Source organism: Bradyrhizobium sp. CCBAU 53340, from assembly GCF_015291645.1.
Lineage (GTDB): Bacteria > Pseudomonadota > Alphaproteobacteria > Rhizobiales > Xanthobacteraceae > Bradyrhizobium.
The window spans coordinates 3,945,560-3,969,919 of record NZ_CP030055.1 but is presented as its reverse complement, the minus strand read 5'-3'; the positions used below and the strand labels follow the sequence as shown (position 1 = coordinate 3,969,919).

The 24,360-nt window shown below is 64.4% G+C and carries 28 protein-coding genes; 12 read left to right on the top strand and 16 right to left on the bottom strand.

Annotated features, from left to right (window positions below):
• Positions 1–23: 23 nt before the first annotated feature.
• Positions 24–422 carry an SPW repeat protein gene (locus XH89_RS18865; RefSeq protein WP_194461970.1) on the bottom strand — a complete coding sequence of 133 codons (399 nt, stop codon included), beginning with the start codon at positions 420–422 and terminating at the stop codon, positions 24–26.
• Between the two features lie 145 nt (positions 423–567).
• On the bottom strand, positions 568–1,542 hold the full coding sequence (locus XH89_RS18860) for a tetratricopeptide repeat protein (protein WP_194461969.1): 975 nt from the start codon (positions 1,540–1,542) through the stop codon (positions 568–570).
• Between the two features lie 104 nt (positions 1,543–1,646).
• On the opposite strand from XH89_RS18860, the gene XH89_RS18855 reads away from it, so the two are divergent.
• Positions 1,647–1,922 (top strand): GNAT family N-acetyltransferase, encoded by a 276-nt coding sequence (locus XH89_RS18855; RefSeq protein ID WP_194461968.1) that lies wholly within the window; start codon positions 1,647–1,649, stop codon positions 1,920–1,922.
• 52 nt (positions 1,923–1,974) lie between these two features.
• On the opposite strand, the gene XH89_RS18850 is transcribed toward XH89_RS18855, so the two are convergent.
• Positions 1,975–2,388, bottom strand: coding sequence for a DUF3597 domain-containing protein (locus XH89_RS18850; protein WP_194461967.1), 414 nt, complete (start codon positions 2,386–2,388; stop codon positions 1,975–1,977).
• A 337-nt stretch (positions 2,389–2,725) separates the two neighbouring features.
• Here XH89_RS18850 and XH89_RS18845 point away from each other — a divergent pair, with 337 nt between their 5' ends.
• A complete protein-coding gene (locus XH89_RS18845; RefSeq protein WP_194461966.1) occupies positions 2,726–3,628 on the top strand; it encodes a DUF2189 domain-containing protein in 903 nt (300 codons plus the stop codon).
• A gap of 144 nt (positions 3,629–3,772) precedes the next feature.
• Positions 3,773–4,597 (top strand): lytic murein transglycosylase, encoded by an 825-nt coding sequence (locus tag XH89_RS18840; RefSeq protein ID WP_194461965.1) that lies wholly within the window; start codon positions 3,773–3,775, stop codon positions 4,595–4,597.
• A gap of 79 nt (positions 4,598–4,676) precedes the next feature.
• Here the strand turns inward: XH89_RS18840 and XH89_RS18835 are convergent, their stop codons facing one another.
• Positions 4,677–4,940 carry a hypothetical protein gene (locus tag XH89_RS18835; RefSeq protein WP_194461964.1) on the bottom strand — a complete coding sequence of 88 codons (264 nt, stop codon included), beginning with the start codon at positions 4,938–4,940 and terminating at the stop codon, positions 4,677–4,679.
• Between the two features lie 691 nt (positions 4,941–5,631).
• Between XH89_RS18835 and XH89_RS18830 the strand changes: the two genes are divergently transcribed.
• The 5 genes from XH89_RS18830 (at position 5,632) to XH89_RS18810 (ending at position 10,409) form a co-directional block, all read left to right on the top strand.
• Positions 5,632–5,784 carry a DUF1127 domain-containing protein gene (locus XH89_RS18830; protein WP_194461963.1) on the top strand — a complete coding sequence of 51 codons (153 nt, stop codon included), beginning with the start codon at positions 5,632–5,634 and terminating at the stop codon, positions 5,782–5,784.
• Between the two features lie 125 nt (positions 5,785–5,909).
• Complete coding sequence (trmFO, locus tag XH89_RS18825) at positions 5,910–7,337, top strand: methylenetetrahydrofolate--tRNA-(uracil(54)-C(5))-methyltransferase (FADH(2)-oxidizing) TrmFO (protein WP_194461962.1); 1,428 nt, start codon at positions 5,910–5,912, stop codon at positions 7,335–7,337.
• A 7-nt stretch (positions 7,338–7,344) separates the two neighbouring features.
• Positions 7,345–8,439: a serine/threonine protein kinase gene (locus tag XH89_RS18820; RefSeq protein ID WP_194461961.1), complete on the top strand. Its 1,095-nt coding sequence runs from the start codon at positions 7,345–7,347 to the stop codon at positions 8,437–8,439.
• Between the two features lie 78 nt (positions 8,440–8,517).
• Positions 8,518–9,105 (top strand): CAP domain-containing protein, encoded by a 588-nt coding sequence (locus XH89_RS18815; RefSeq protein WP_194468541.1) that lies wholly within the window; start codon positions 8,518–8,520, stop codon positions 9,103–9,105.
• Between the two features lie 95 nt (positions 9,106–9,200).
• Positions 9,201–10,409: an aminotransferase class V-fold PLP-dependent enzyme gene (locus tag XH89_RS18810; RefSeq protein ID WP_194461960.1), complete on the top strand. Its 1,209-nt coding sequence runs from the start codon at positions 9,201–9,203 to the stop codon at positions 10,407–10,409.
• Here XH89_RS18810 and XH89_RS18805 read toward each other — a convergent pair.
• Entirely contained in the window at positions 10,406–10,867 is a 462-nt protein-coding gene (locus tag XH89_RS18805; RefSeq protein WP_194461959.1) for a cupin domain-containing protein, read from the bottom strand. The genes XH89_RS18810 and XH89_RS18805 overlap by 4 nt on opposite strands.
• A 126-nt stretch (positions 10,868–10,993) precedes the next feature.
• On the opposite strand from XH89_RS18805, the gene XH89_RS18800 reads away from it, so the two are divergent.
• On the top strand, positions 10,994–12,535 hold the full coding sequence (locus XH89_RS18800) for a winged helix-turn-helix domain-containing protein (RefSeq protein WP_194461958.1): 1,542 nt from the start codon (positions 10,994–10,996) through the stop codon (positions 12,533–12,535).
• Between the two features lie 15 nt (positions 12,536–12,550).
• Here the strand turns inward: XH89_RS18800 and XH89_RS18795 are convergent, their stop codons facing one another.
• Genes XH89_RS18795 through yajC form a run of 6 tightly spaced genes read right to left on the bottom strand, consistent with a single transcriptional unit; the run spans position 12,551 to position 18,191 of the window.
• Positions 12,551–13,795 carry a threonine ammonia-lyase gene (locus XH89_RS18795; RefSeq protein WP_194461957.1) on the bottom strand — a complete coding sequence of 415 codons (1,245 nt, stop codon included), beginning with the start codon at positions 13,793–13,795 and terminating at the stop codon, positions 12,551–12,553.
• A gap of 45 nt (positions 13,796–13,840) precedes the next feature.
• Complete coding sequence (locus tag XH89_RS18790) at positions 13,841–14,704, bottom strand: phytoene/squalene synthase family protein (RefSeq protein WP_194461956.1); 864 nt, start codon at positions 14,702–14,704, stop codon at positions 13,841–13,843.
• Positions 14,701–15,084 carry an Mth938-like domain-containing protein gene (locus XH89_RS18785; protein ID WP_194461955.1) on the bottom strand — a complete coding sequence of 128 codons (384 nt, stop codon included), beginning with the start codon at positions 15,082–15,084 and terminating at the stop codon, positions 14,701–14,703. Before XH89_RS18785 ends, XH89_RS18790 begins: the two co-directional genes overlap by 4 nt.
• A gap of 60 nt (positions 15,085–15,144) precedes the next feature.
• The gene (gene secF, locus XH89_RS18780; protein WP_194461954.1) at positions 15,145–16,164 is read right to left on the bottom strand and encodes a protein translocase subunit SecF; all 1,020 of its coding nucleotides are present in this window, start codon (positions 16,162–16,164) and stop codon (positions 15,145–15,147) included.
• A gap of 10 nt (positions 16,165–16,174) precedes the next feature.
• Positions 16,175–17,773 carry a protein translocase subunit SecD gene (gene secD / locus XH89_RS18775; protein ID WP_194461953.1) on the bottom strand — a complete coding sequence of 533 codons (1,599 nt, stop codon included), beginning with the start codon at positions 17,771–17,773 and terminating at the stop codon, positions 16,175–16,177.
• A 49-nt stretch (positions 17,774–17,822) separates the two neighbouring features.
• A complete protein-coding gene (gene yajC, locus XH89_RS18770; RefSeq protein ID WP_092229337.1) occupies positions 17,823–18,191 on the bottom strand; it encodes a preprotein translocase subunit YajC in 369 nt (122 codons plus the stop codon).
• Between the two features lie 179 nt (positions 18,192–18,370).
• Between yajC and XH89_RS18765 the strand changes: the two genes are divergently transcribed.
• Positions 18,371–19,375, top strand: coding sequence for an ATP-binding protein (locus tag XH89_RS18765; RefSeq protein WP_194461952.1), 1,005 nt, complete (start codon positions 18,371–18,373; stop codon positions 19,373–19,375).
• Between the two features lie 82 nt (positions 19,376–19,457).
• Here XH89_RS18765 and XH89_RS18760 read toward each other — a convergent pair whose 3' ends face one another.
• The 3 genes from XH89_RS18760 to XH89_RS18750 form a co-directional block, all read right to left on the bottom strand.
• The gene (locus tag XH89_RS18760) at positions 19,458–20,846 is read right to left on the bottom strand and encodes a LysM peptidoglycan-binding domain-containing M23 family metallopeptidase (protein ID WP_194461951.1); all 1,389 of its coding nucleotides are present in this window, start codon (positions 20,844–20,846) and stop codon (positions 19,458–19,460) included.
• 109 nt (positions 20,847–20,955) lie between these two features.
• On the bottom strand, positions 20,956–21,606 hold the full coding sequence (locus XH89_RS18755) for a protein-L-isoaspartate(D-aspartate) O-methyltransferase (protein ID WP_194461950.1): 651 nt from the start codon (positions 21,604–21,606) through the stop codon (positions 20,956–20,958).
• 6 nt (positions 21,607–21,612) lie between these two features.
• The gene (locus tag XH89_RS18750) at positions 21,613–21,789 is read right to left on the bottom strand and encodes a hypothetical protein (RefSeq protein WP_194461949.1); all 177 of its coding nucleotides are present in this window, start codon (positions 21,787–21,789) and stop codon (positions 21,613–21,615) included.
• Between the two features lie 57 nt (positions 21,790–21,846).
• On the opposite strand from XH89_RS18750, the gene XH89_RS18745 reads away from it, so the two are divergent.
• Positions 21,847–22,218, top strand: a complete 372-nt coding sequence (locus XH89_RS18745) for a response regulator (protein ID WP_194461948.1) — start codon at positions 21,847–21,849, stop codon at positions 22,216–22,218.
• A 20-nt stretch (positions 22,219–22,238) separates the two neighbouring features.
• On the opposite strand, the gene surE is transcribed toward XH89_RS18745, so the two are convergent.
• Entirely contained in the window at positions 22,239–23,006 is a 768-nt protein-coding gene (surE, locus tag XH89_RS18740; protein ID WP_194461947.1) for a 5'/3'-nucleotidase SurE, read from the bottom strand.
• Positions 23,007–23,188: 182 nt separating this feature from the next.
• On the opposite strand from surE, the gene XH89_RS18735 reads away from it, so the two are divergent.
• Positions 23,189–23,938, top strand: a complete 750-nt coding sequence (locus XH89_RS18735; RefSeq protein WP_194461946.1) for a hypothetical protein — start codon at positions 23,189–23,191, stop codon at positions 23,936–23,938.
• 6 nt (positions 23,939–23,944) lie between these two features.
• On the opposite strand, the gene XH89_RS18730 is transcribed toward XH89_RS18735, so the two are convergent.
• On the bottom strand, positions 23,945–24,310 hold the full coding sequence (locus XH89_RS18730) for a hypothetical protein (protein WP_194461945.1): 366 nt from the start codon (positions 24,308–24,310) through the stop codon (positions 23,945–23,947).
• Between the last annotated feature and the right edge of the window lie 50 nt (positions 24,311–24,360).

Sequence of the window (24,360 nt, the reverse complement as noted above, 5' to 3'; positions counted from 1 at the left end):
GCGGACCTGTCGACATCGATGGCCTATTGCCCGTGCTTCAGCATGTCCTGGTCGCTCAGATCCCAGTCCTGCCAGAGTTGGAGTGCTCCGAGAAGCACCACCACCCCACCGAGACTCGTGTGGTAGATCCGGAGAAAGCCTTCACCGGAATAGCCGAGGACATAGGGCGAGGTGACGAGCCACAGTCCAATAACGATCGTGGTCACCTCTTGCCACCGCTGCAATGCGACATATTCGAGCTGGCTAAGGCCAAACACGACCAAGCCGATGGCGACCGTGTTCAAGACGACCGTCTGATGTCCGGCTGTCATAGCTCCGTCTTGGATGGGAAACCATGGCGAGGCGGCGATCAGCGCGCCGAGCAGCATGCCGCACCAGTCTTCCCATGTTCGATGAGTATTCAAGAAACCAAAGTCCGACATCGTACCCTCCTACAAAAGAGGCATACGTCAGCGGCTGGCGACCATGACACTCCGAATGTCTAGCGACCCGCCGGCCGCATTCGGGCGTATGTCCTTGTGAACGACGTGGGAACCATCTTGGAACTTACAAGGGCGGCCTTGAGGATTATTCGGTGCTAAGGCACGATGCTTGCGTCTTCGGCGGTAGAGCGCGCCCAGCTTTTTGCAGCGCATCGCGTGCCGTCTGCACGTCGGGCTTCATCTCCAGCGCCTTGCAGAAGTCGGCGATCGCACCCTCGATGTCGCCGAGTCGCATCCGGGCCTGACCGCGGTTGTTCCAGGAGAACACGTCGGCCGGATCGTATTGCAGCGCCTTGTCGTAATCGGCGACTCCGCCCTTGTTATCGCCGAGGTAAAGCCGGATCAAGCCGCGATTGCGCCAACCTCTTGCATCTGTCGGCGCCACGCGGATCGCCTCGCTGTAGTCCGCGGCGGCGCGATCGAGCTGCTCGCTGTCGCGATAGACATTGCCGCGGTCGATGTAGGCGATCAGATCCGGCGCGAGCTTGATACGCATCATGTAATCGGCGAGCGCATGCGCCGTGTCGTGCTTGCGAGCATAGACATAGCCGCGATTGGCGTAGGCCATGGCATGGCCGGGATCGCGCTTGATCGCGGCAGCGAAATCGGCGATGGCGCCGGCGAGATCGCCCTTGTTGTAACGGGCCTCGCCACGATTGCTGTAGGCCATCGCCATCGACGGATCGAGCTTGATGGCTTTGTCGTACTCGGCGATGGCGCGATCATAGTCGCGCTTGAAGCCGTAGACGCGGCCGCGATTGTTGTAGGCGCAGGCATAGGTCGGATCGAGGCGCACCGCTTCGTCGAGATCGGACAGCGCCGCATCGAGCTCGCGCTTTTCGGTGAGACCATATCCGCGGTTGCAATAGGCGCCGGCGAGCCTGCGGCCAGTCTCGCTCTTGCTGTCGATCACCGTCGAGCAGGCCTTCACCCGCTCGTCCGGCGCGCTGGTCGGTCCCCCGCAGGCTTCCCAGGCCGGACTGCCCTCGGCTGCAGCCGGAGCCGGACCTGTCGCGGCGAGTACAGCGAGCAAGGCCATGAGACTGAGCTGGACACGCATTTTGCGGATATCTCCCCTGCGGCAACCTGCCTTGGTCGCGCCTTGGCAAGCGCGGGTTCAGGCGCCTAGATCAGGGAATAAGCATAGCTTCGGAAGGATCAGGCATGGCGGCAACGGTACGCGACAACAAGGACAGGAGCCGCTTCGAACTCGATGTCGGCAACGAGCTGGCCTTCGCCAATTACCGGCTGACGCCGTCGGCGGTCATCATCACCCATACCGAGACGCCGCGCGCGTTGCGCGGTCGCGGCATTGCGTCCGATCTGATCAAGGGCGCGCTCGAAATCATTCGCCGCGACGGTAAAAAGGTGATCGCGGGCTGCGGTTTCGTCGTCGATTATCTCGACAGGCATCCGGAGGATGCGGATCTCGCTACCTGAATGCAAAAGGGCCCGCGACATCGCGGGCCCCTGACATCGACCGAACTGTCGGTCAGTGCTTGATTTCGGGCGGCAGCTTGCCGCCATTTGCAGCGAGCTTGGACATCACCTGCTTGTGCAGCCAGACGTTCATGGTAGCAGAGTCGTTCATGTCGCCGGTGTAGCCGAGCTCCTTGGCGAGATCCTTGCGTGCCGCAAGGCTCGAATCGACGTCGAGCGCCTTCATCAGATCGACGATCGAGGTCCGCCATTCCAGCTTCTCGCCCTTGTGCGCGGCGGCCGCCTTGTCGACGATCGCGGCGACGTCCACCGTTGCCGCAGGCGCGGCCGCAGGTGCAGACGCTGGCGCCGATCCGCCCGGCGCGGCCCCTGCAGGTGCGCTGCCCGCGGGCGCGCCGCCGGTGGGCGCAGCGGAAGCCTGATGGCTACCGAAGATTGCGCCCATGATTTTCCCGAAAATGCTCATGTCTGCTCCCCGAAAAGGATCCCGTTGGAAGGCCCTGAGTGGGTCCTTATAGATCAAGTTTCTGCACTGCGCCCGCGCTGTTCGCGCGACCCACAAAGCAGCATGAGCTTATCTGCGGCGAAATGACGACCGAATGACGTCATCAAGGTTGCACTGCGGCATCGAATCTCACCCAAGCGTGAGGGACAGGACTCGGAAATAGGCGTACGCTTCCCGTTCAGCTCGCGATGCCACCAGGAATTCGCGTCTGGTTGGACTCGCAACACTCAAGAAGAGCGGCCGGTTGCGCCGTTGCCGGCGCCCGAATTCGGCCGCATGGCAAGGGAGCAAGCCGACCATGGCCACACTCTACCAGGGCAATGTCCCCACGATGGGCCAGACCGCAGACGCGGCTGGACCGGTGATCCGAACCATCGAACTGTCCGACCTGCACGATGCGCTCAAGCGCGGCTGGGAAGATTTCAAGGCAGTCCCCAGCCACGCCATCATCCTCTGCGTGATCTATCCGGTGCTGGGCCTCGTGATCGCGCGCGTCGCGATGGGCTATTCAGTAATACCCCTGCTGTTTCCGCTGGCCGCGGGCTTCGCTCTGATCGGTCCGTTCGCAGCGCTCGGCCTCTATGAACTCTCCAGCCGTCGCGAGCGGTATGAGGAAGCCAGCGCCTGGGACGCCATGGACGTGCTGCGCTCACCCTCATTCGGCGCCATGCTCGGCCTCGGCACGTTGCTGCTCGCGCTGTTCGTGACCTGGGTCGCGACCGCGCAGGCAATCTATGTGGCAGCGTTCGGCTATGAAGGCGTGACTGGAATCTCCGACTTCGTGACGCGCGTGCTGACGACGTCGCAGGGCTGGTGGCTGATCGTGGTCGGTTGCGGCGCGGGCTTCCTGTTCGCGCTGGCCGCACTCTGCATCAGCGCCGTCTCATTCCCGCTGATGCTCGACCGGCATGCCGGTGCGCTGGAGTCGATGGTCACCTCGCTGCGCGTCGTGGCGAAGAACCCGGTGCCGATGGCGGCCTGGGGACTGATCGTGGCGGTACTGCTGGCGCTCGGCACCATTCCCGCGTTCCTCGGGCTCGCCGTCGTCATCCCACTGCTCGGCCACGCCACCTGGCATCTCTATCGCAAGGTCATCGTCTCCGAACCCGGCGCCCGGCCGGTGCCGCCTCCGCCGCAACGTCCGCGCAAGCCGGCGGCCGACTTCCCCGCCAATCTCTTTCCGTGGCGGAATCGAGAATAGAGATAGGCTGAAGCCTGACGATTTCGTTACAGCCGATCCCGCCCCCGGACGGGATCGGCTGCTGTCACACGCCTTGCTTTGGCCGCTGTTACATCGGACATTACCGCCTCCGGTCATGTCCCTTCACGGAATCAATTTATTCGAATGACCCTGACGATTTCTCGTCTCGCTCTCGCAGCCCTCGCCCTTTCAGCGTCAATCGTATCCGTCGAGCCCGCTCTGGCCGCGGTCGCTTGCGGCTCGGGCAATTTCGACGCCTGGCTCGCTGACTTCAAGACCGAGGCTGCGGCCAAGGGCATCTCGCAACAGGCCATCACCGCCGGACTTGCCGGTGTGACGCTGGACCAGAGCGTGCTCAACCGTGACAAATCGCAAAAGGTCTTCAACCAGACCTTCGAAGAGTTTTCAGGCCGCATGGTGCCGCCGCGGATGACACGCGGCTCCAACATGATGAAGCAGTACGGCTCGGTGCTATCCCGCATCGAGCAGACCTATGGCGTACCGGGCGAGGTCCTGGTAGCGATCTGGGGTCTTGAAACCGATTTCGGCGTCAACACCGGCAAGTTCGCGACGATCCGCTCCCTCGCAACGCTCGCCTATGATTGCCGGCGCGCCGAGCAGTTTCGTGGCGAGCTGATGGATGCGCTACGCATCGTCCAGCGCGGCGATCTTGCGCCCGCCGAGATGAAAGGTGCCTGGGCCGGTGAGCTCGGGCAGACCCAGTTCATGCCGTCATCCTGGATGAAATACGCCGTCGACTTCGACGGCAACGGCAAGCGCGACCTGCTGCACAGCGCCCCCGACGTGCTCGCCTCCACCGCCAATTATCTCGCCGGCTATGGCTGGCAGAAGGGCAAGGATTGGCAACCCGGAAGCCCGAACTTCGCGGTGCTGCAGCAGTGGAACAAGAGCGAGGTCTATTCCAAGACGGTGGCCTATTTTGCCACCCAGCTCGCGCACGCCCCTTAATAAGGCACGCACGGAGACAAACGCGTAGGGCCGATCGCCCGGCGACCGGCCCTCTCTTGAATTGCGTTGACCTACCCGCTTACTTACCCATGGTGGCGTGCATCGCCTTGCTCAGGTGCATGCCACACGCACCCGTCTTGCCGTTGAGCAGCGAATCCTGCGCGGACGCGATTTCCTTCTGGGCGACCGTTTTGCCGTCACCATCGGGCATCGCCTCGATCGCGGTCTCCGTCTTCTCGAGATTGCCCGAGCTGCACCCGCCCATGGCATGCTTGGCGGCCTGGACCGGCGCGGCGGCGAATGCAACGGCAGCAATTGCGATAACCCCGAGTAACTTCGTCATGATGTTACTTTCCTTCTTTTGTTCTTGGACAGAACCAGCGACATTGCCGGAATCTGCAACATGACTTTGCTGCCGACGCGGCAACTTTCCGTAATAAATTCCCTGCGAGAATTACGTGAAGTTGCGTGGCGCGCAGAGCTGCATGCGGCATTTCTGATCTTCATTACAACTTCGTAATCTCAATTTACACGCTTGGCGTGTGTGCAAGGCATCATGGGGACGTGGGCTCTCGAGGTCATCCGACATTCAGGAACCTGCGGACTCTCGGAGGTTCTGCCGACTCCGGATCCCCCATGAACCGTCGCCTCGTCGGACCCGGCGGATGTCATTTTATGAATTTGAATTCATTTCTATAAACAGCAGTTCATGCGAATCACGCATAGCTTACTTGGGCTTACAAGCTGCTCCGCCTCCTTGCCGATCTCGGAAAGCAACATATTTCCGGAACAATCTGAATTGCGAGTTTTCGCACCAAACCCGTGATTTCACGGGCATTTATTCCCTAGCCCGGGGATTTTCGCCTAGTTGTTGGGCGAGAGCGCCGACGGGTTAATCGTCCCTTACCAGTGCTATGCATTCATCGCTTAGCTGCATCGCAACATCGGAACTTTCGCAACGCACCACTCTCACCTATATTCATTTCAACGATGAGGCCCGAGCAAGGGCTGAATCGAACTACAGGAGACTACCAATGCTGCTCTCGCTCATCCGCATGATCCAGGCCTTCCGGGACTATCAGCGCAATGTTGCCGAGCTGTCCCAGCTCAGCGATCGCGAACTGGCCGATATCGGCCTCGATCGCTCGGACATCCCGCGCGTTGCCGCCGGTCACTATCAGGGCTGATACCCTTCAGCCCTTACCGGACGAACCGATAGCGCCCGCCTCGTGCGGGCGTTGTCGTTTCTGATGGCAGAAAACTCGATCTCGGCGATTCCACTGATCGCCGAAAAGCGCTACCTGTCCGCCCCATGACAGGACCACTACCCAACACCGTGCACGTCATTGGCGCCGGCCTTGCCGGTTCGGAAGCCGCCTGGCAGGTGGCCAAGTCAGGCGTGCCCGTGGTGCTACACGAGATGCGGCCGGACCGCATGACCGAGGCGCACCGCACCGACGGGCTCGCCGAGCTCGTCTGCTCCAACTCGTTCCGCTCTGACGATGCCGCCAACAACGCCGTCGGCCTGCTGCACGCCGAAATGCGCCGGCTCGGCTCGCTGATCATGCGCGCAGCCGATGCCAACCAGGTGCCCGCCGGCGGCGCGCTGGCCGTCGACCGCGATGGCTTCTCGGCCGCCGTCACCAAGGCGCTGAATGACCACCCCCTGATCGAGATCGCCCGCGGCGAGATCAAAGGCCTGCCGCCGGCCGAGTGGAGCAACGTCATCGTTGCGACCGGCCCCCTCACCTCAGCCCCGCTGGCCGATGCCATTCGGGAGCTCACGGACGAGAACGCGCTCGCCTTCTTCGACGCGATCGCCCCGATCGTGCACCGTGAGTCCATCGACATGTCGGTGGCCTGGTTCCAGTCGCGCTACGACAAGGTCGGCCCCGGCGGCAATGGCGCCGACTACATCAACTGCCCCATGACCAAGGAGCGGTATGACGGCTTCGTCGCAGCCCTGATCGCGGGCGAGAAGACGGAGTTCAAGGAATGGGAGACCAACACGCCCTATTTCGACGGCTGCCTGCCGATCGAGGTAATGGCGGAGCGCGGCCACGAGACGCTGCGCCACGGCCCGATGAAACCTGTCGGCCTCACCAATCCGCACGATCCCACCACGAAGGCCTACGCGATCGTGCAGCTGCGCCAGGACAACAAGCTCGGCACGCTCTACAATATCGTCGGCTTCCAGACGAAACTGAAATACGGCGAGCAGCAGCGCATCTTCCGCACCATTCCGGGCTTGGAGAAGGCGGAGTTCGCCCGCCTCGGCGGCCTGCATCGCAACACCTTTCTCAACTCGCCAAAGCTGCTCGACGGCCAGCTGCGCCTGCGCGCGCAGCCGCGGCTGCGCTTCGCCGGGCAGATGACGGGCTGCGAAGGCTATGTGGAATCGGCCAGCGTCGGCCTGATCGCCGGCCTTTATGCTGCCGCTGACGCCCGCGGTGAGACGCTGGCGAGCCCGCCCAGCACGACGGCGCTCGGATCCCTGCTCGGTCACATCACCGGCGGCCATATCGAGACCATCGAGCCGGGCACGCGCTCGTTCCAGCCGATGAACATCAATTTCGGCCTGTTCCCGCCGCTCGCCAGCCCGCCGACGAAGAAGCCCGACGGCACGCGCCTACGTGGCAACGAGAAGACGGTGGCCAAGAAACAGGCGATGAGCGCATTGGCGCTCTCCGATCTCGATCGCTGGATCGCCGACCATTTGCGCTTCGCCGCAGCCGCGTGAGATATCGATGAGTCTTCCGAAAGACGACGCCGCGGTGCTCTCGGCGCGCTGGACCGAGGGCGTGCTGCTCAAGCGCGACGTATTCTCGACCGTCGAGCGCGGCCGCTTCCGCAGCGACAACGGCGATGTTGACGCCGTGCTGCGCAGGCTCGACGAAGTGCCGTGGTGGTCGTTCCTGCTGGCGCGGCATCTGTTCGCGCGCGAGAAGCGTGCGCTGGCGCTCGCAAAGGGTCTCTCCGTGGGACCCGAGCTGCTGTGGGCCGGCCGGCGCGCGCTGGTGCGCGGCTTCGTCGACGGTGTCGCGCTGCATCTGGCAAAGCCCCACGGCGACCTCGCCTATTTCCGCTCGGCCAAGGACATGCTCCGCCGGTTGCGCCGCGCCGGCATCTGTCACAACGATCTCGCCAAGGAGCAGAACTGGCTGGTCGGCCGCGACGGACGCGCTTATGTGACCGACTTCCAGCTTGCGGCCTGCTTTGCGCGCCGCGGGTGGCTCTATCGCATCCTCGCCTATGAAGACCTCCGCCATCTGCTCAAGCACAAGCGCTCCTACGCGCCTGAGGCGCTGACGCCGCGCGAGCGAAAGATCCTGGCGAAGAAGTCCTTCGCCGCAAGCCTGTGGCTCGCCACCGGCAAGAAGGTCTACCGCGCGATCACCCGCGGGCTGTTCAACTTCACCGACCGCGAGGGCGGTGGCCGCCGGCTGGTCAATGATGCGCCGGTCTTGGCCGCGCTGATCCGGCAAAACCCCGCCGTGCGCGACGCTGCGATCGTTGCCTTTGCGGACCGCCGCTCGGGCGTCGGGCTCTATGCGTTCGTGGAAGCCGACCTGGCCACACTCGAAGGCCAGCTCCGCAACGAGCTCACGGCCGCCAAAGGCCCAAAGCCGCCCGAACACATCCAGGTGGTTCATGCGCTGCCGCGCGATGCCGGCGGCAAACCGCGCACCGAGATCCTGCAACTGGTCGCGATGAACCAGCTCGACCTGATCGAGCCGATGATGAAGAACGAGCAGGACCGCGCCTTCCTCAAGGACATCCTGGAGCAGCGCAAGAACCTGCGCGACCGCTTCAACTTCGAGGCCGACCTGCCCACTAGTTAGTCTACGGGGGCCAGCTTGCGCCTTGAAGCGTCCACAATGCCGGTGGAGAAGCCCGGGATCACGCTGACTTGGGGAACGATGACGAGCTGGGGGACCATGAGGCGCTGCGCGGCCCTGCTGATCGCAGGTCTTGTGCTGCTGGCGGCCGCGCCTGTGACGGCAACCGAGCCCCCCGCCGAACAGATCTCCAGCTTCCGGCTGAAGCATGGCGAGGGCCGCGTCGTGCGCGACGGAACGCTCGATCGCATCGCCATGGATCAGGCCCGCGCGATGGCGGCCAAGGACGATCTCAGCCACGACGCCCTCGGCCCCTTCACCAAGCGCGTCGCACCGTCAGGCGCAGGTCGCGCCGCCGAGAACATTGCCTACGGCTACGACACCTTCGAGAAGACGCTGGGGCAGTGGATCGACTCGTCCGGGCACCGCAAGAACCTCTTGCTGCACAACGCCTCCCGCGTCGGGATCGCGAGCGCGAAGAATGCCAGCGGCAAGCGCACCTATTGGGCGATGGTGATCGCAGGCGACTACGAGCCGAAACCGGGCAAGGGCAAAGGCAAAGGCAAGAAGGATAGTGAGCCGCTGGTCGCCGTGAAGCGTGACGTCACGCCTGCCAGCAAGCCCAAAGCCGCGAACTGCCACGTCAAGCTCCTCGGCCTCTGCATCTGAGACCAAACCGGGCCAGCTCCTCGCTGCCCGCCGTCTTGCCCGCCTGCTCCGGTGCGTCTAATCCATGCCGATGGATCGCGAGACGGAGAGCCCGCTTGATCGACATCGACCGAATACGGGCCGACACACCGGCGGCCTCCCGGCGAGCCTATCTCCACAATGCGGGGGCGGCTCTCATGCCCGCGCCCGTCGTCGCGGCGATGAAACAGCATATCGATCTGGAGAGCGAGATCGGCGGCTATGCCGCCGCGGACCGCGAGTCCGACCGGCTTGATGCGGTCTACGGGTCGGTCGCACGTTTGTTGAATGCTGCTCCGGACGAGATCGCACTCATGGAGAACGCGACCGTCGCCTGGCAAATGGCATTCTACGCGCTGCAGTTTCGCGCGGGCGACCGGATATTGACGGCCGAAGCGGAGTACGCCGCCAATTACGTTGCATTCCTCCAGGTCGCCAAGCGCACGGGTGCGGTCATTGACGTCGTGCCGAGCGATGCCAGTGGCGAGCTCGACATCCACGCGCTTGAGCGCATGATCGACGAGCGGGTGAAGCTGATCGCCATCACCTGGGTCCCGACCAATGGCGGGCTGGTCAATCCCGCGGCCGCCGTGGGCAAGATCGCACGCGCGCATGGCATTCCCTATCTGCTCGACGCTTGCCAGGCGGTCGGCCAGATGCAGGTCGACGTCGAAGCGATCGGCTGCGACATGCTCTCGGCCACCGGCCGCAAATTCCTGCGCGGCCCGCGCGGCACTGGTTTCCTCTACGTCCGCCGGCCGCTGCTGCAACGGCTCGAGCCGCCGATGATCGACCATTTCGCGGCCCCCTGGGTCTCGCGGAACCAGTATCAGCTCCGTGACGATGCCCGCCGGTTCGAGACCTGGGAGAACAATTACGCGGCTCGGCTTGGGCTTGGCGCAGCCGTCGACTACACGCTTGCGATCGGTCTCGGCCCGATCGAGCAGCGTTGCCGCCTGCTGGCGGACCGCCTTCGCGGCGGCCTTGCTGCCATCAGCGGTATCACCATTCGCGATCTCGGCCGCACGCCCGGCGCCATCGTCAGCTTCACGATGGATGGGGTTGAGGCAGACGCGATCGTCCGCAGCGCCGCCGCAGCCGGCATTACCATCGGCGCCTCAGATCCGTCGAGCACCCGCATCGACGCGGAAGTCCGTTCGCTGCCGGTCGTCGTGCGAGCGTCCCCGCATTACTACAACACGGAAGCCGAGATCGATCGTCTGATCACCCACCTTGCAGGTCTGGCGCCGCAACAGCGCGGCGCCGGACCCTCGGCGTCGCCCTAGGCTCTTGTCGTCAGTGCCGACAACTGGTCGGTGTCGAAGCGGGCGCGCAACTCGCTGATGGCTTTCGCGTCCGGCGGTCCGCTGGCGGTCAGCCTGGCCAACTCCTCGAAGTAATGCTCGTGCCCCGGAGGGGATACTGTCATGAGCACCCGCGCGGGCTTGTCGCTGACATTGGTGATGTTGTGGGGAACGCCCGGAGGAATGAAGAGGTAGGTCCCTGGCGTGGCCCGGACGACCTCTTCGGCGAGGTGCCATTCGCATTCGCCTTCAAGCATATAGAAGGTCTCTTCCTGCACACGGTGAACGTGCCGACCCGTGGCGAAACCGGCCGGAATCGTCCAGTCGAACATGCTGGTGTGCCGGGTATCCTCCCCGGTCACCAGAAAGGCCATCGGCTGGCCCCGCAGCATCACTCCACTGGTTGCGCCCGGCCTGCGGATGAGTGGCTTTGCGGTCATGTGGTCCTCCATGATGGGCCGCTTCGGTGCGCGACGACGGCGACATCATGGCCCGCCTGCTCCGGGAAGTAGCAAGGCAGTGCGGAAAACATTGCAAAAAACCTGCAAAATGTGCCCTTCTTCAGAATGGCCGCGATCCTTGAGTTTGGTCCTTTTCGCCTGGACGCCGATGCCGGGATCCTGTTCCGCGGCGCCGAGCCGACCTCGCTCGGCCAGCGCGCAGTGCTGCTCCTTGCCCTGCTGGTGCGGCGAGCCGGCGAGCCAGTGTCCAAGAGTGATTTGATCGAAGCTGCATGGCCCGCCCTGGCGGTTGAAGACAGCAACCTGACTGTCCAGATCGCAGCTGTCCGGCGCGCGCTGGCGGACGCGTCTGGAGTGGCGCAATGGATCGAGACGCTGCCACGGCGCGGCTATCGCTATGTCGGACCGGCGGTGACGGCGCCCAACCCGGACCGGGCATCCGGACCGTCACTAACCTTGCCTGACCGGCCATCCATCGCAGTGTTGCCCTTTGCGAACCTGAGCGGTGATGCTGAGCAAGATTATTTTGCCGACGGAATGGTCGATGACATCATCACCGGCCTCTCCCGCATCAACTGGCTGTTCGTCATCGCGCGAAATTCCACATTCACGTACAAGGGCCGAGCCGTCGATGTGAAACAGGTCGGCCGCGAGCTCGGCGTGCGTTACGTGCTGGAAGGCAGCGTCCGGAAGACCGGCGGCAATACGCGCATCACGGGTCAATTGATCGATACCTCGACCGGCATGCATGTGTGGGCCGAGCGTTATGACCGTCAATCCGAAGACATTTTCGCGCTTCAGGACGACATCGCCATGTCGGTCGTGGGCGCCATCGCACCGAGCCTTCGCCGCGCCGAGATTAACAGGGTCAAGCGCCAGCGGCCCGACAGCCTCGATGCCTATGACCTCGTTTTGCGCGCCCAGCCGGACGTCGATTCCGGGATGCCGGAACAGGTGACTCAGGCGCTCGTGCTGCTCGAACGCGCTATCGCGTTCGAACCATCCTACGCACTGGCGCACGGCAACGCTGCCATGTGTCATCATTGCCTGTTCCTCCGCGCCGGTTTGCAAGAGACGAGTCGCGCAGCCTCGATCAAGCACGCGCGCTCAGCCATCGCCCATGGGCAGGATGACGCGCTTGCCCTCACGCTGGCAGGCTTTTCGATCGGCATGGATGGACATGATCGCTCCGCGGCATTCACCGCGCTCGATGCCGCGCTCGCGATCAGCCCCTCATCAGCGCTAACTTACATCCTCGGCAGCGTTATGCTGGGTTGGGGTGGCGATGCAGACCGTGCCATTGAATGGAGCGAGCGCGGAATGCGTCTCAGCCCGTTCGACTCCTGGGCCTTCGCGGCCTTCGACGCCCAGGCGATGGGGCATTTTCACCGCGGCCGGTTTGAAGAGGCCTGTCGCGCGGCCTACCGCTCGGTTCAGGCCAATCCGCGTCACAGTATCACCCATGTGCAACTGGCGGCGGCGCTTGCAAAGCTCGGCCGATTGCAGGAAGCGAGAGCGGCCGCGACCCGGGTGCTCGAATTGCACCCCACCTTCCGCTACGGCCGTCAGTTCCAGGGCGTCAACTGCGCTCCGGCGCTGGCAGCGTCGCTTGGTGAGGCGCTTCGCGCCGCGGGACTACCGGAGTAGCCATCGGAGCCCAGTTCAGGTACAGCGCGCACTCAGTCCGGAGGCGCCGAGCTTGGCCATGACCTCGTCGAGATGGGCGCTGTCGCGGGTCTCGATGACGAGTTGCAACAGCGTCGCCTTCGCCGGCAGGTCGGAGAAGGTGCGCTGGTGCGAGACCTCGATAATGTTGGCGCCCGCCTCCGCCAGCAGCGCGGCGACCGCGGCCAATTGGCCGGGCCTGTCGGGAATATCGAGCGAGAGTTGGGTCAGCCGCCCCTCGCGCGCGAGCTCGCGCGTCAGCACCGAGGCGATCAGCCTGGTGTCGATGTTGCCGCCGCTCAGGACCAGACCGACCTTCTCGCCGGCAAAGCGCGAAGGATCGGACATGATGGCCGCGAGGCCCGCAGCGCCGGCGCCCTCCACGACGGTTTTCTCGATCGAGATCAGGGTGGCAACCGCTCGCTCGAGCTCGGCTTCGTTGACGAGCGCAATATCGTCGACAAGGCCGCGGACGATTTCGGTGGTGATCTTGCCCGGCGATTTGACCGCGATGCCTTCGGCGAGTGTATCGCCCCGCGCCGGCAGGCTGCCGCCATGGATGGCGTTGTACATTGAAGGATAAAGCCAGGCCTCGACGCCGAGGATTCGCAGCGACGGCTTCAGCGATTTCGCCGCAATGGCGATGCCGCTGATCAGGCCGCCGCCGCCGATCGGGACGACCAGCGTGTCGAGCTCCGGCACCGCCCTGAGCATCTCCAGCCCCACAGTGCCCTGCCCCGCAATGACCAGCGGATCGTCATAGGGGTGAACGAAGATCATGCTGCGGCCTTCGCCATGGCTCCGTGCGAACGCAGCCGCCTCCTCCAGCGTCGCGCCTGTCACGATCACCTCGGCACCATGATGCCGGGTGTTCTCGATCTTCACCATCGGCGTGCCCACGGGCATGACGATGGTGGCGGGAATGCCCAGCCGCCTGGCATGGTAGGCAACGCCCTGCGCGTGATTTCCGGCCGACATCGCGATCACGCCGCGCGCGCGCTCCTCGGGCGTCAGCGCCGTGAGCCGGTTCAGCGCACCGCGCTCCTTGAACGAGGACGTGAACTGGAGGTTCTCGAATTTGAGCCAGAGGTCGCAGCCACAGATGTTGCTCAGCGTCCGGCTGTAGCTGCAGGGCGTCTCGACGACCGCGCCTCGGATGATTTCGGCGGCGGCGTGAATATCATCAGGGGCGACCGGAAAGCCGCTCGGATCGGGGGGCACGGTTTGGGACAGGTCGGCCATAGGACAGCATAGAGCATTTGGGCCGTACGCGCGATAAGCCGACGGCTATTTGGTAAATTCCCTGGAGCGTGAAGCCCGCCACAACGTCCACAGCGTGCGCAACCGCGATACCGGCTGCGGCGTAAAGGGATTGCGCCCAGGCCGCGACATCAGGTTGAGATCGGCCCGCGCCTGGCTCAGCGGCAGGAATGCCGGCCGCACCGACGACGGCACTTGCGCCAGCAGGGACGACGCCGTCGCGAGGTGCTGCTGCGCCTCACCGATGAGCTGATCCAGCACGGCATGGAGACTGGGTGTCTCCTTGCCAGCGAACACATCCTCCATGGCGCAGCCATGGCTGGTCAGGAACTGCTGCGGCAGGAACAATTGCCGGTGGGACGAGTCCCGTGGCAGGTTCGCAATCACCTGCGCGATGCCCTGCGCCAGCCCGGCGTGGCGCGCGAGATGCTCGGCCGCATCCGAAACCTCGCCCATGATCCGCGCCGCGAGCGCAAACAGCGCCGAAGAGGTCGCGGCCAAATAGCCTTCGAGGGCCGTCATGGTCGGCATCGGATCGTTATAGAGATCGAACTGATGCTCGTCGACGAGCAGTGACAGCGGCTCGACCGGCAGGTCGAAATTGCGGATCGCGCGCAACAGTTCCGCCGCCACCGGGTTGCCTTCGGCGCTGCCGTGGACAAGGCCGGAGAACAGATCGGTCCACCATTGAAAGCGGATCTCGCCGGGCAAGGGCTGGCTCACCTGGTCCCGGACGCGGACGATCTCGACATTGAAGGCATAGAGCGCCAGCAGCGCGCGACGCTCGGCCGCAGGCACGAACAGCGTCGCGACATAGCGCGGAAAGTCGTAGCTACGCACGAGGTCGGCGCAGAATGTCACGGTGTCGGGCGGCGTCGCAGCGCTGCTCATGGCACGGCGATCAGCGCGGCTGCGACGCGCCGCCGTTCGCCGATCATGATGTTGTAGGTGCGCACGGCCGGCCCGGTCTGCATGGTGTCCAGCACCACCCTCACCGCCTTGAGCGCCTGGCGAAGTTCCGGCGGCGGCAGCCAGAGACCGGTTCCGGTGCCGACCAGAAGCGTATCGATGCTGTTGGCCGCCGCAAAAACCCGATTCAGCGAATAGCGGTCGATCCTGGCCGGGTCGGTCACATCCCAGGCCCAGATCGCGTCGGGCAGGCAGAGCAGCGATCCACGATGCGACATGCCGGCGAAGGCGAAGCCGCCCTTGCCATAGGCCTCGATCGGCGCCGAGCGCGGGAAATGGGGAGCGTTGGGGTCGCCGGCCATGAGCTTCGTCCGAATGAGGCTGCTACCCTCGCAAACCCATGCGAGGGCATGCGGTTCGGATCATGCCTTGTTTTTCTTCGCCGGCGGAGCCTCGTCCTTCGCATCTTCACGATGCTCGCCGACGCCGAGATAGATCAAAATCGGCGCAGCGATGAAGATCGAGGTGTAGGTACCAACCAGCACCACGCCGAACATCATGACCGCCGTGAAGCTGTGGATGGCATGACCGCCGAACAGCAGCAGTGCCAGCAACGCCAGGGTCACCGTGAAGTGGGTGATGATCGAGCGTGACAGCGTCGAGTTGATGGACTCGTTCAAGAGCTGCGGCATCGGCATCTTCTTGTAGCGCCGCAGCATTTCACGGATACGGTCATAGATGACGACGGTGTCGTTGAGCGAATAGCCCAAGATGGTCAGAAGCGCCGCGATGCTGGTCAGGTCGAAGTCGACCTGGCTGATCGACATGAAACCGATGGTCAGCACGATGTCGTGCACGTTGGCGATCATGGCGCCCAGCGCGAACTGCCATTCGAACCGGAACCAGAGATAGATCAGGATCGCAATGATCGCGAGCATCAGGCCAATCATGCCGTAGGCGAGCAGCTCGCCGGCGACGCGCGGGCCGAGCACCTCGGCGCGCTCGATGCTGACACTGTCTCCGAGCGCACCACGAAGCTTCTGCAAGGCAGCCTGCTGGGCGGCGTCACCGCCCGGCTGCTCCGCGACGCGGATCAGGACATTCTCGGGGCCGCCGAACTGCTGCAACTGGACTTCGCCCAGACCCAGGCTGTCGAGCGAGGTGCGCATCGCCGCGATGTCGGCGGTACCGGACTTCGCCTTGACCTCCAGCAACGTGCCGCCCTTGAAATCGATGCCGAGGTTCAGCCCATGGGTGAAGAACAGCGTGATGGCAACGATCGACAGCACCGCCGAGATCGGGAAGCTGATGCGGCGGAAGCGCGTAAAGTCGAAATGCGTGTCGTCGGGGACGATGCGCAGCGACGGCAGCAGCCCCAGGGCCGCGACCACGGTGAGGATAGCAATGAGGATGCCGAGCCCGATGAGAACGGTGTGAGTCACGATCAGGCTCCTAGATCGGCACGCTCTGCGGCCGCTTCCACCTCACCCACCCGGCGACGATGAGCCGGGTCAGCGTGAAGGCGGTGAACACCGTGGTGATGATGCCGATACCGAGCGTCACGGCGAAGCCGCGCACCGGGCCGGTGCCGATGTAGAACAGCACCGCGGCGGCAATGAAGGTGGTGATGTTGGAATCGAGGATGGTCGCAAGCGCCCGCTTGAACCCGGCGTCGATCGCCGAGATCGCGTTGCGGCCGCCGCGCAGCTCCTCGCGGATGCGCTCGTAGATCAGCACGTTGGAGTCGACCGCGATGCCGACGGTGAGCACGATGCCGGCGATGCCGGGCAGCGTCAACGTGGCGTTGAGCAGCGACAGCAGGCCGAAGATCATGGCGACGTTGATCGTCACCGCGATGTTGGCGAACACGCCGAACAGCCGGTAGGTCAAGAGCATGAACACGACGACCATGATCGATCCGACATAGGCCGCAAGCTCGCCCTTCTCGATCGAATCCTGGCCGAGGCCCGGACCGACGGTGCGCTCCTCGACCACCGTGAGCGGCGCCGGCAGCGCGCCGGCACGCATCAGGATCGCGAGATCGTTGGCGGACTGGACCGTGAAGCTGCCCGAGATCTGCCCCTGTCCGCCCGTGATGGGCTCGCGGATGACAGGTGCCGAGATCACCTCGTTGTCGAGCACGATCGCAAACGGCAGTCCCACGTTCTCCTGCGTCGCCTGCGCAAACTTGCGCGCGCCGGTCGAGTTGAAGCGGAAGGAGACAATCGGCTCGTTGGTCCGCTGGTCAAATCCGGGCTGCGCATCGGTGAGCTCGGCGCCGGAGACCAGCACCTGCTTCTTGACGACGTAAGGCACCTTCGGCGAGCTCTGGCTCATCAGCAGCTCGGAGTCCGGCGGCGCTCCACCGCGCTGCGCCTGGTCCGGCGGCACCGAGGTGTCGACCATGCGGAATTCCATCTTCGCGGTCTTGCCGAGCAGCTCCTTCAGATGCGTCGGGTCCTGAAGACCCGGGACCTGCACCAGGATGCGGTCGGTGCCTTGGCGCTGGATCACCGGCTCGACGGTGCCGAGCTCGTTGACGCGGCGCTCGACGATCTGGATCGACTGCTCGATGGTCTTGCGCATGCGCTCGATCATCGCAGGCTGCGAGAGCCCCAGACGGATCAATCCACCGCCGGCATCGGAGACCTCAAGGTCGCGCTGGCTGCTCGACCCGAGCAGGCCGCCGATGGGTTGCGCGAGGTCACGCAGCTTGGCCAGCGAGGTCTGGAAATCGGCATCCTTGACCCGGACCTCAACGGTGTCACCGCGGGTCACAAGGCCGGTATAGCCGATCTTGGCCTCGCGCAGCACACGACGGACATCGTCGCGAACCTGGTCGAGCTTTTCCTTCTTCACGTAGTTGGAATCGACCTCGAGCAGCAGATAGGAGCCGCCCTGAAGGTCGAGGCCGAGCACGAGCCGGCGCTGCGCCCAGGCGGGCCAGGTCTTGACCCGGGCCTCGGGGAAGAAGTTCGGGACCGCGCAGAGGCACACGATCAGCGCCGTCAGGATAATCCCGAGCGCCCTCCACCGCGTGAAATACAACATCGACTGGACCTGTCAGATCAGGAGATTTGAGATGCTCGCGGGAAAGCGCTCACTTCGCCGCGGCGTCGTCCTTGGCGCTTTCCTTCGCGCTGTCCTTGGCCGGCTCGCCCTTGGCGCGCACGCCCGAGATCATCGACCGCATCTGGCGCACGCGGACGCCGTCGGAAATCTCGAACTCGATCTGGTCGTCATCGACCACTTTGGTGACCTTGCCGACGAGGCCCCCCGAGGTCACGACGGTGTCGCCACGGCGGATGTTCTTCACGAGCTCGGCGTGGTCCTTCACCTTCTTCTGCTGCGGGCGCAGAATCAGGAAGTACATGATCACGAAGATCAGGGCGAACGGCAGCAGCGACATCAACATGCTGTTGGTGTCACCGGCGCCCGCGGCCTGGGCATACGCAGGGGTAATCAGCATTCGGACGATCCTCGTGGAAACGGGGGAAGCCGGTCAGGCCTTGACGGCGACCGGCTCGGTCAAATTCGCGCGGACTATAGCGACCACCGCCCCAATTGCAACGCTGCCAGACCGGCGATTTGGCCACCTTGCGGCGCGCCGTCAGGCCCGATAAGGCTGCATTCTCAGGAACTTCGGACATGCCCAAAAACCTTAGCAAAAGCCCGGCCGGCAAAGGCCCCCGTACCCCTGCCACAAAGCCCGCCCAGGTCGCGGCAAAACGCCCCAAGGTGGTCCAAAAGACGGCTCCCAAGGCTGCTCCCATGGCTGCCTCCGACCTCTCCCAGGAGCGCATCGTCCGCGCGCTGGAGACCATTGCGGCGCACCTCACAGCCCAGGGCAAGCCGGCGGTCGAACGCGAGTCGTTCGAGCGGGCGGATGCCTATGTCTGGCACCCCGACGGGCGCCTTACCGCCGTGCCGCGGGTCAGCCGGGTCGAGCTGTTCCTCCTGAAGGGCGTCGACCGCATGCGCGACATCCTGATGGAGAACACCGAGCGCTTCGCAGGCGGCCTGCCTGCCAACAACGCCCTGCTCTGGGGCGCACGCGGCATGGGCAAGTCGTCGCTGGTGAAGGCGGCGCATGCCAGCATCAACGCCGCCCGCAAGCCCGCCGACAGACTGAAGCTGATCGAGATCCACCGCGAGGACATCGAAACGCTGCCGATGCTGATGGAGAAGCTGCGCGACGCCGATTTCCGCTTCATCGTGTTCATCGACGACCTCTCCTTCGACGGCAATGACGCGTCCTACAAATCGCTCAAGGCCGTGCTCGAAGGCGGCATCGAGGGCCGGCCCGAGAATGTCATCCTCTACGCCACCTCCAACCGCCGCCATCTGCTGGCGCGCGACATGATCGAGAACGAGCGTTCGACCGCGATCAATCCCGGCGAAGCGGTCGAGGAAAAGGTCTCGCTGTCGGATCGCTTCGGCCTCTGGCTCGGCTTCCACCGTTGCAGCCAGGACGAATACCTCGCCATGGTACGCGGCTATTGCGGCCATTTCGGCATCAAGATCGACGATGAGGCGCTGGAGCGCGAAGCCCTGGAATGGTCGACCACGCGCGGCTCGCGCTCGGGCCGTGTCGCCTGGCAGTTCGTACAGGAGCTGGCGGGGCGGCTCGGCGTGAAGCTGACGGCGAAGTAGTCACGTCCTCAAAAAAATGATCGCCCGCTCTCGCGGGCGATCCATCGATTGTCGTGACGCGTGGGGCGAGGCGCTTTAGACCTCACGCCCCGTTCAGGAATTGAAGCGGGTCAACCGGGCTTGATCCCTTACGGATCTCGAAGTGGAGCTGCGGCGACCCTACTTCACCGGATTGACCCGACTTGGCAATGACCTGACCGCGCTTGATGGTATCGCCGCGCTTCACCAGCAGCTCACTCGCATGGGCATATGCGGTGACGTAGCCGTTGGCGTGCCGAACCAGGACCAAATTGCCGTAATTCTTCAGCTCGTTGCCGGAATAGGCAACCACGCCATCATCAGCCGCCTTGACCGGTGTACCTTCGGGCACAGCAACGTTGATGCCGTCATTGCTCTTGCCGTTGGTCTTGGTGCCGTAGCTCGTGATCACCTTGCCGCGGACCGGCCAGCGGAAGGTCGGCAGCGAGCTCGTGGTCTCTGCCGCTTTCGCCGGCGTCTCGGCGGGTTTCTCTTCGATATTGGTGGTGGCCTGGGCCAGGCGTGCGCTCTGCACAGGCGCGGCAGCGGCAACCTTGGTGGTCGGGACCGGAGTCGCCGCGACGGGCTGCAGCGCAGCTGCCACGGGGCCTGCAGCGACAGGCGCCGGAGCAAGCGGACCTGCCGCCGCTGCGGTCTTGGCGCCAGGCACAGTCAGCTTGGTGCCGAGCTTGAGCTTGGCCGAAGGCTCGAGACCATTGGCGCGAGCGAGCTCCGCCGCGGAGATATGGTTCTTGCGCGCGATGCTGGCGAGCGTGTCGCCGTGATTGACGAAGTGAAGGCTGGGCGGTGCGGCCACAGCGGCAACCGGCTTCGCCGCCATCGCAGGAGCCGCGGCGACCGGAGCCATCGCCGGCGCCGGTGCAGCAGCGGTTGCGCCCGGATGCGGGATGACCAATTGCTGACCGGGCGAGAGAGCGCGCGGCCCCTTGTAACCGTTGGCGGCGAGGATCGCCTGGGGCGTGACGTGATAGCGCTTGGCGAGCACCTCGAGCGTGTCGCTGGTGCCAACGATAATCTTGGTCCCGCCAGTCGGCTGGGCTGCTGCGACCGACCGCGGCGGTACGGTGCCGGTGGCTTCAAGATGAGGCTGCGCCGGCGGCGCGTAGGACCCGACTCCGCGTCCGCCTCCCGAAGCGCCGCCACCCGAGGCAACCGGATAAGATTGCGGCGCAGCGACCGCCGGCGGCGGCAAGGCCTGGGACTGATAATAGCCTGGCTGGGTCTGCGGCCGCGCATATTGCGGCAGCTCACGCTGCGGGGGCGGAGCCTGCTGCACCGAACCGGTCGATTCAGAGAAGGGATTGGAGAAGTTCGACTGGGACAGCCGCGACGACATGTCGGCGCTGCACCCTGCGAAACTGAAAGAGATCAGCGCCAGCACCGCGACCTGCGGTACGCGGCGCGAGTAAAGCAACTCGGCGACAACAGACATGGTTACTCACTCGTACGCAACAGAACTGGTGTTTTAAGTAAACACGCGCCGAGTAAATAACGGCTTAACCCTCCCAATAAGATGTTGGATGCGCAGCCGATCCGGAATTCTACAGCTCCCGCGCCACGCCAGGCAGTGCCGGCACGAAGCGGACCTCGACGAGTTCCTTGCGTTCGATTCCGGCTTCAGTCCGGTTGAGGCGGGTCAGCGTCTGCACGCCCTGATGCGGGCCGACCGGCGCGATCAGGATGCCGCCGATGTCGAGCCGCGCGACCAGGTTCTCCGGAATCTGCTCCACCGCGGCGGTCACGATGATGCGGTCGAACGGGCCGATGTTCTCGGGCAAATTGAGGCCGTCGCCGAGCATCACCTCGACATTGTGACAGTTCAGCTTTTCAAGCCTAGCGCGTGCGGCATCCGCCAGCTTGCGGTAGCGCTCGACCGTCAGCACCTCGCGGGCCAGCCGCGACAGCACGGCGGCCTGGTAGCCGGAGCCGGTGCCGATCTCGAGCACGCGATGCTGCTTCTGGAGTTGAAGCTGCTCGGTCATGTAGGCGACGACGAAGGGTTGGCTGATGGTCTGCCCGCAGGCGATCGGCAACGCGCTATCGCGGTAGGCACCGTCGCGATCTGCGGCCTCGACGAACAGCTCGCGCGGCACCTCCTCCATGGTCCGCAACACGGTCTGATCGCTGATACCGCGACGCCTCAGCGTGAGCTGAAACATCATCTTTTCCGGCGGGGGCTGATTGGAGATCATCGCTGCTTATGCCGTCTCGTGCGGGTCCGGATCGGTGGTTTTGGCGCCAATGCTCAGCGCCAGAATCTTGTTCCTGTTCAGGAACCCATGATAGCCTTCATGCTTGGCATTTGACCACAAATCGGCTTGCAGCGGAGGCGCCGCCATGGCCATTTTACGGTGCCAGTTGGCCGAAACGCGCATTGCGTCGATTCGTGTTATCTGCGAACGTTTTCGGGAATGGGCAAGGACTCAACGATAATGACCGCGACAGGGCTTTCCGGCCGCTCTGTATTCCTCGTCGAGGACGAGGTGATGATCCGAATGATGGTCGCGGACATGCTGGAAGAGCTGGGCTACAAGGTCGCAGCCGAAGCGGGCGACATTACCGAGGCGATGCGGCTTGCCCAGGCCACCGAGTTCGACATCGCCATCCTCGACGTCAACGTCAACGGCAAGGTCATCTCGCCGGTCGCCGACGTCATCAAGGCCAAGGGTTGCCCCTTCATATTTGCGACCGGCTACGGCTCATCGGGCCTGCCCGAGCAGTACCGCGACCGGCCCGCGCTGCAGAAGCCGTTTCAGCTCGACGCGCTCGGCAAGACCATCGAAGCCGCGCTTCGCCGCGACTAGCCGCCATTTCCAAATCGTCTTCACTTCAACGTCGCGCTCAGCTCTTCGGAAAACGCTTCGTTGGTGCGGTCGAGCCGGAGCGGCGTGACCGAGACGTAGCGCTCGCGCAGCGCCGCAAGATCGGTGCCTTCGGCCGGCGTATCCATCATCGCCGCGCGCTCGAAGCCGATCCAGAAATATGGATTGTTGCGCCCGTCCCTGCGCTCGTCGATCCTGAGAAAACCGAGATTGCGCTTGCCTTGCCGCGTGACGCGAATGCCGAGCACCTCCTCCGGCGCGCAGGAGGGGAAGTTGACGTTGATGACGGTGTCCTTGGGGATACCGGCCTTGATCACCTTGCGCAAAATGTCGGGACCGAATTTGCGCGCAGTGTCCCACGGCGGCCGCTCGCGCGTCTCGACGCTGAATTCCTGCGACAGCGCGAATGACGGCAGGCCCAGGATGGTGCCTTCGAGCGCGCCGGCGATGGTGCCGGAATAAACCACGTCCTCGGCGACGTTGCGGCCCTTGTTGACGCCGGAGAGCACGACGTCGGGCAGTTTGGCGCCGAGGATATGGCGCGCGCCCATGATGACGCAGTCGGTCGGCGTGCCGCGCACCGCGAAGTGCCGCGGCCCGACCTCGCGCAGGCGCAGGGGATCGTTCAGCGACAGCGAATGCGATACGCCGGACTGATCCAGCTCGGGCGCCACCACCCAGACGTCGTCGGACAGCGCGCGGGCGATCTCCTCCACGACCTTGAGGCCGGGAGCGTGGATACCGTCGTCATTGGTGCAGAGAATGCGCATGCCGGAGGTCGATTCCTGAGCTGGGGTCAGGCCGTCTTATCCGGCTACGACCGATCAGGCAAACCGGTCGAAGTCGGGAATTCGGCCAGCGCAAGGCAGGTCCCCTCTGTGATCTAGCTCATTGCGGCGCCGCAACGCCGCATCCTATTTTCCCGGCGCATTTTCAAGCGACTGGGCACGGAATGACCCGCTTTGCAGCCGCTCTCCTCCTCAGTCTCTGCGTCGCTGGCGCGGGATGGGCGCAGGATTCGGAACCTGCCGACCGCTGCTTTCCCTGGCAGGAGTTCCGCAACGGCATCTGCGCCGCCAAATCGGCCCCGATGACGCCGGCGCCAATCCCGGCAGCGCCGGGGCCAAGTCCGCCTCCCGCACCGGCTGAGACCAATGTGACGGCCTCGCCGTTCGTATGCCCACTCAACACCCATGTCGAGGGCGGAGCGTGCATCGCAGACGTCGCGCTAGCGCCCGCCCTGCCCCGCGCGCCAATCACGATCACCTGCAACGGTGGCATGGCGCGAGATGGGCAGTGCGCCTGTCCGGTGGGCTTCCGGCTGATGGCCTCGGGCACGGATCCGGGCGGCACCTGCGTGCGGGTCAATGCGGACAATTGCCTCGGCGGTCAGATGACGGTCTCCGGCGAGTGCCCGTGCAACGGCCAGGTCACGATGTCCGGACAGGTCTACGATCTGGAATTCGCACGTGGCAAATGCGTGCCCAAGCGTTGCCCGCGAGATGCCCCCTGCGCCACGCCGGCAGCGAAGCCGGATGCCCCGGGGCCAAAATTGTCCTCGGTGGAGCAGTGGCATGACTGCGGACACGGCATGGTCACGACGCGCCATGGTTGCGCGCCGGCGCGGCACCGCGCGCACGCGGCCGACCCGGGCACCTATTTCCGGATGGCACCGAATTATCTCAGTCCGATGACCTACTAAGCCGCTCTAGCGGCGAACCCGCCATTGCGGCAGGAAGCGCGCGAGCCTGCCCTCGGCACGCAGCTGCATCGCCGGCACGACTGGACTTGCGGCGGGCGATGTCTCAATCACGCCGAGCGCCTCGAGTTGGGCGATGAGCGGCTCCGCCACGGGCATCTGCGGATAACGGCCGCGCGCTACCGTCACCGCCTTGTCAAAATCCTCGATATTGACACCGGCCTTCGCTCTGCGGCTTTGAATGAGGGCGTCGTCCCAGAGCCGCGCGATGTCGATATCAAGCACGCCCCGCAAACGCTGATCGACGGCCTGGATGCCGGCACCGGTCACCGCCCATTGTCGGCCGATCCAGAAGATATCGCGGTGCAAGGCCATGGACGGTGGTTTCGCGTTCGCTGGTCACCGTCAGGATAACCGTCCGCCCG

What these genes read in the sequence shown, in the direction of transcription:
- XH89_RS18865 (WP_194461970.1), bottom strand. Translation starts at nt 422, where the DNA reads ATGTCGGACTTTGGTTTCTTGAATACTCATCGAACATGGGAAGACTGG.
- XH89_RS18860 (WP_194461969.1), bottom strand. Translation starts at nt 1,542, where the DNA reads ATGCGTGTCCAGCTCAGTCTCATGGCCTTGCTCGCTGTACTCGCCGCG.
- XH89_RS18855 (WP_194461968.1), top strand. Translation starts at nt 1,647, where the DNA reads ATGGCGGCAACGGTACGCGACAACAAGGACAGGAGCCGCTTCGAACTC.
- XH89_RS18850 (WP_194461967.1), bottom strand. Translation starts at nt 2,388, where the DNA reads ATGAGCATTTTCGGGAAAATCATGGGCGCAATCTTCGGTAGCCATCAG.
- XH89_RS18845 (WP_194461966.1), top strand. Translation starts at nt 2,726, where the DNA reads ATGGCCACACTCTACCAGGGCAATGTCCCCACGATGGGCCAGACCGCA.
- XH89_RS18840 (WP_194461965.1), top strand. Translation starts at nt 3,773, where the DNA reads ATGACCCTGACGATTTCTCGTCTCGCTCTCGCAGCCCTCGCCCTTTCA.
- XH89_RS18835 (WP_194461964.1), bottom strand. Translation starts at nt 4,940, where the DNA reads ATGACGAAGTTACTCGGGGTTATCGCAATTGCTGCCGTTGCATTCGCC.
- XH89_RS18830 (WP_194461963.1), top strand. Translation starts at nt 5,632, where the DNA reads ATGCTGCTCTCGCTCATCCGCATGATCCAGGCCTTCCGGGACTATCAG.
- trmFO (WP_194461962.1), top strand. Translation starts at nt 5,910, where the DNA reads ATGACAGGACCACTACCCAACACCGTGCACGTCATTGGCGCCGGCCTT.
- XH89_RS18820 (WP_194461961.1), top strand. Translation starts at nt 7,345, where the DNA reads ATGAGTCTTCCGAAAGACGACGCCGCGGTGCTCTCGGCGCGCTGGACC.
- XH89_RS18815 (WP_194468541.1), top strand. Translation starts at nt 8,518, where the DNA reads ATGACGAGCTGGGGGACCATGAGGCGCTGCGCGGCCCTGCTGATCGCA.
- XH89_RS18805 (WP_194461959.1), bottom strand. Translation starts at nt 10,867, where the DNA reads ATGACCGCAAAGCCACTCATCCGCAGGCCGGGCGCAACCAGTGGAGTG.
- XH89_RS18800 (WP_194461958.1), top strand. Translation starts at nt 10,994, where the DNA reads ATGGCCGCGATCCTTGAGTTTGGTCCTTTTCGCCTGGACGCCGATGCC.
- XH89_RS18795 (WP_194461957.1), bottom strand. Translation starts at nt 13,795, where the DNA reads ATGGCCGACCTGTCCCAAACCGTGCCCCCCGATCCGAGCGGCTTTCCG.
- XH89_RS18790 (WP_194461956.1), bottom strand. Translation starts at nt 14,704, where the DNA reads ATGAGCAGCGCTGCGACGCCGCCCGACACCGTGACATTCTGCGCCGAC.
- XH89_RS18785 (WP_194461955.1), bottom strand. Translation starts at nt 15,084, where the DNA reads ATGGCCGGCGACCCCAACGCTCCCCATTTCCCGCGCTCGGCGCCGATC.
- secD (WP_194461953.1), bottom strand. Translation starts at nt 17,773, where the DNA reads ATGTTGTATTTCACGCGGTGGAGGGCGCTCGGGATTATCCTGACGGCG.
- yajC (WP_092229337.1), bottom strand. Translation starts at nt 18,191, where the DNA reads ATGCTGATTACCCCTGCGTATGCCCAGGCCGCGGGCGCCGGTGACACC.
- XH89_RS18765 (WP_194461952.1), top strand. Translation starts at nt 18,371, where the DNA reads ATGCCCAAAAACCTTAGCAAAAGCCCGGCCGGCAAAGGCCCCCGTACC.
- XH89_RS18760 (WP_194461951.1), bottom strand. Translation starts at nt 20,846, where the DNA reads ATGTCTGTTGTCGCCGAGTTGCTTTACTCGCGCCGCGTACCGCAGGTC.
- XH89_RS18755 (WP_194461950.1), bottom strand. Translation starts at nt 21,606, where the DNA reads ATGATCTCCAATCAGCCCCCGCCGGAAAAGATGATGTTTCAGCTCACG.
- XH89_RS18750 (WP_194461949.1), bottom strand. Translation starts at nt 21,789, where the DNA reads ATGCGCGTTTCGGCCAACTGGCACCGTAAAATGGCCATGGCGGCGCCT.
- XH89_RS18745 (WP_194461948.1), top strand. Translation starts at nt 21,847, where the DNA reads ATGACCGCGACAGGGCTTTCCGGCCGCTCTGTATTCCTCGTCGAGGAC.
- surE (WP_194461947.1), bottom strand. Translation starts at nt 23,006, where the DNA reads ATGCGCATTCTCTGCACCAATGACGACGGTATCCACGCTCCCGGCCTC.
- XH89_RS18735 (WP_194461946.1), top strand. Translation starts at nt 23,189, where the DNA reads ATGACCCGCTTTGCAGCCGCTCTCCTCCTCAGTCTCTGCGTCGCTGGC.
- XH89_RS18730 (WP_194461945.1), bottom strand. Translation starts at nt 24,310, where the DNA reads ATGGCCTTGCACCGCGATATCTTCTGGATCGGCCGACAATGGGCGGTG.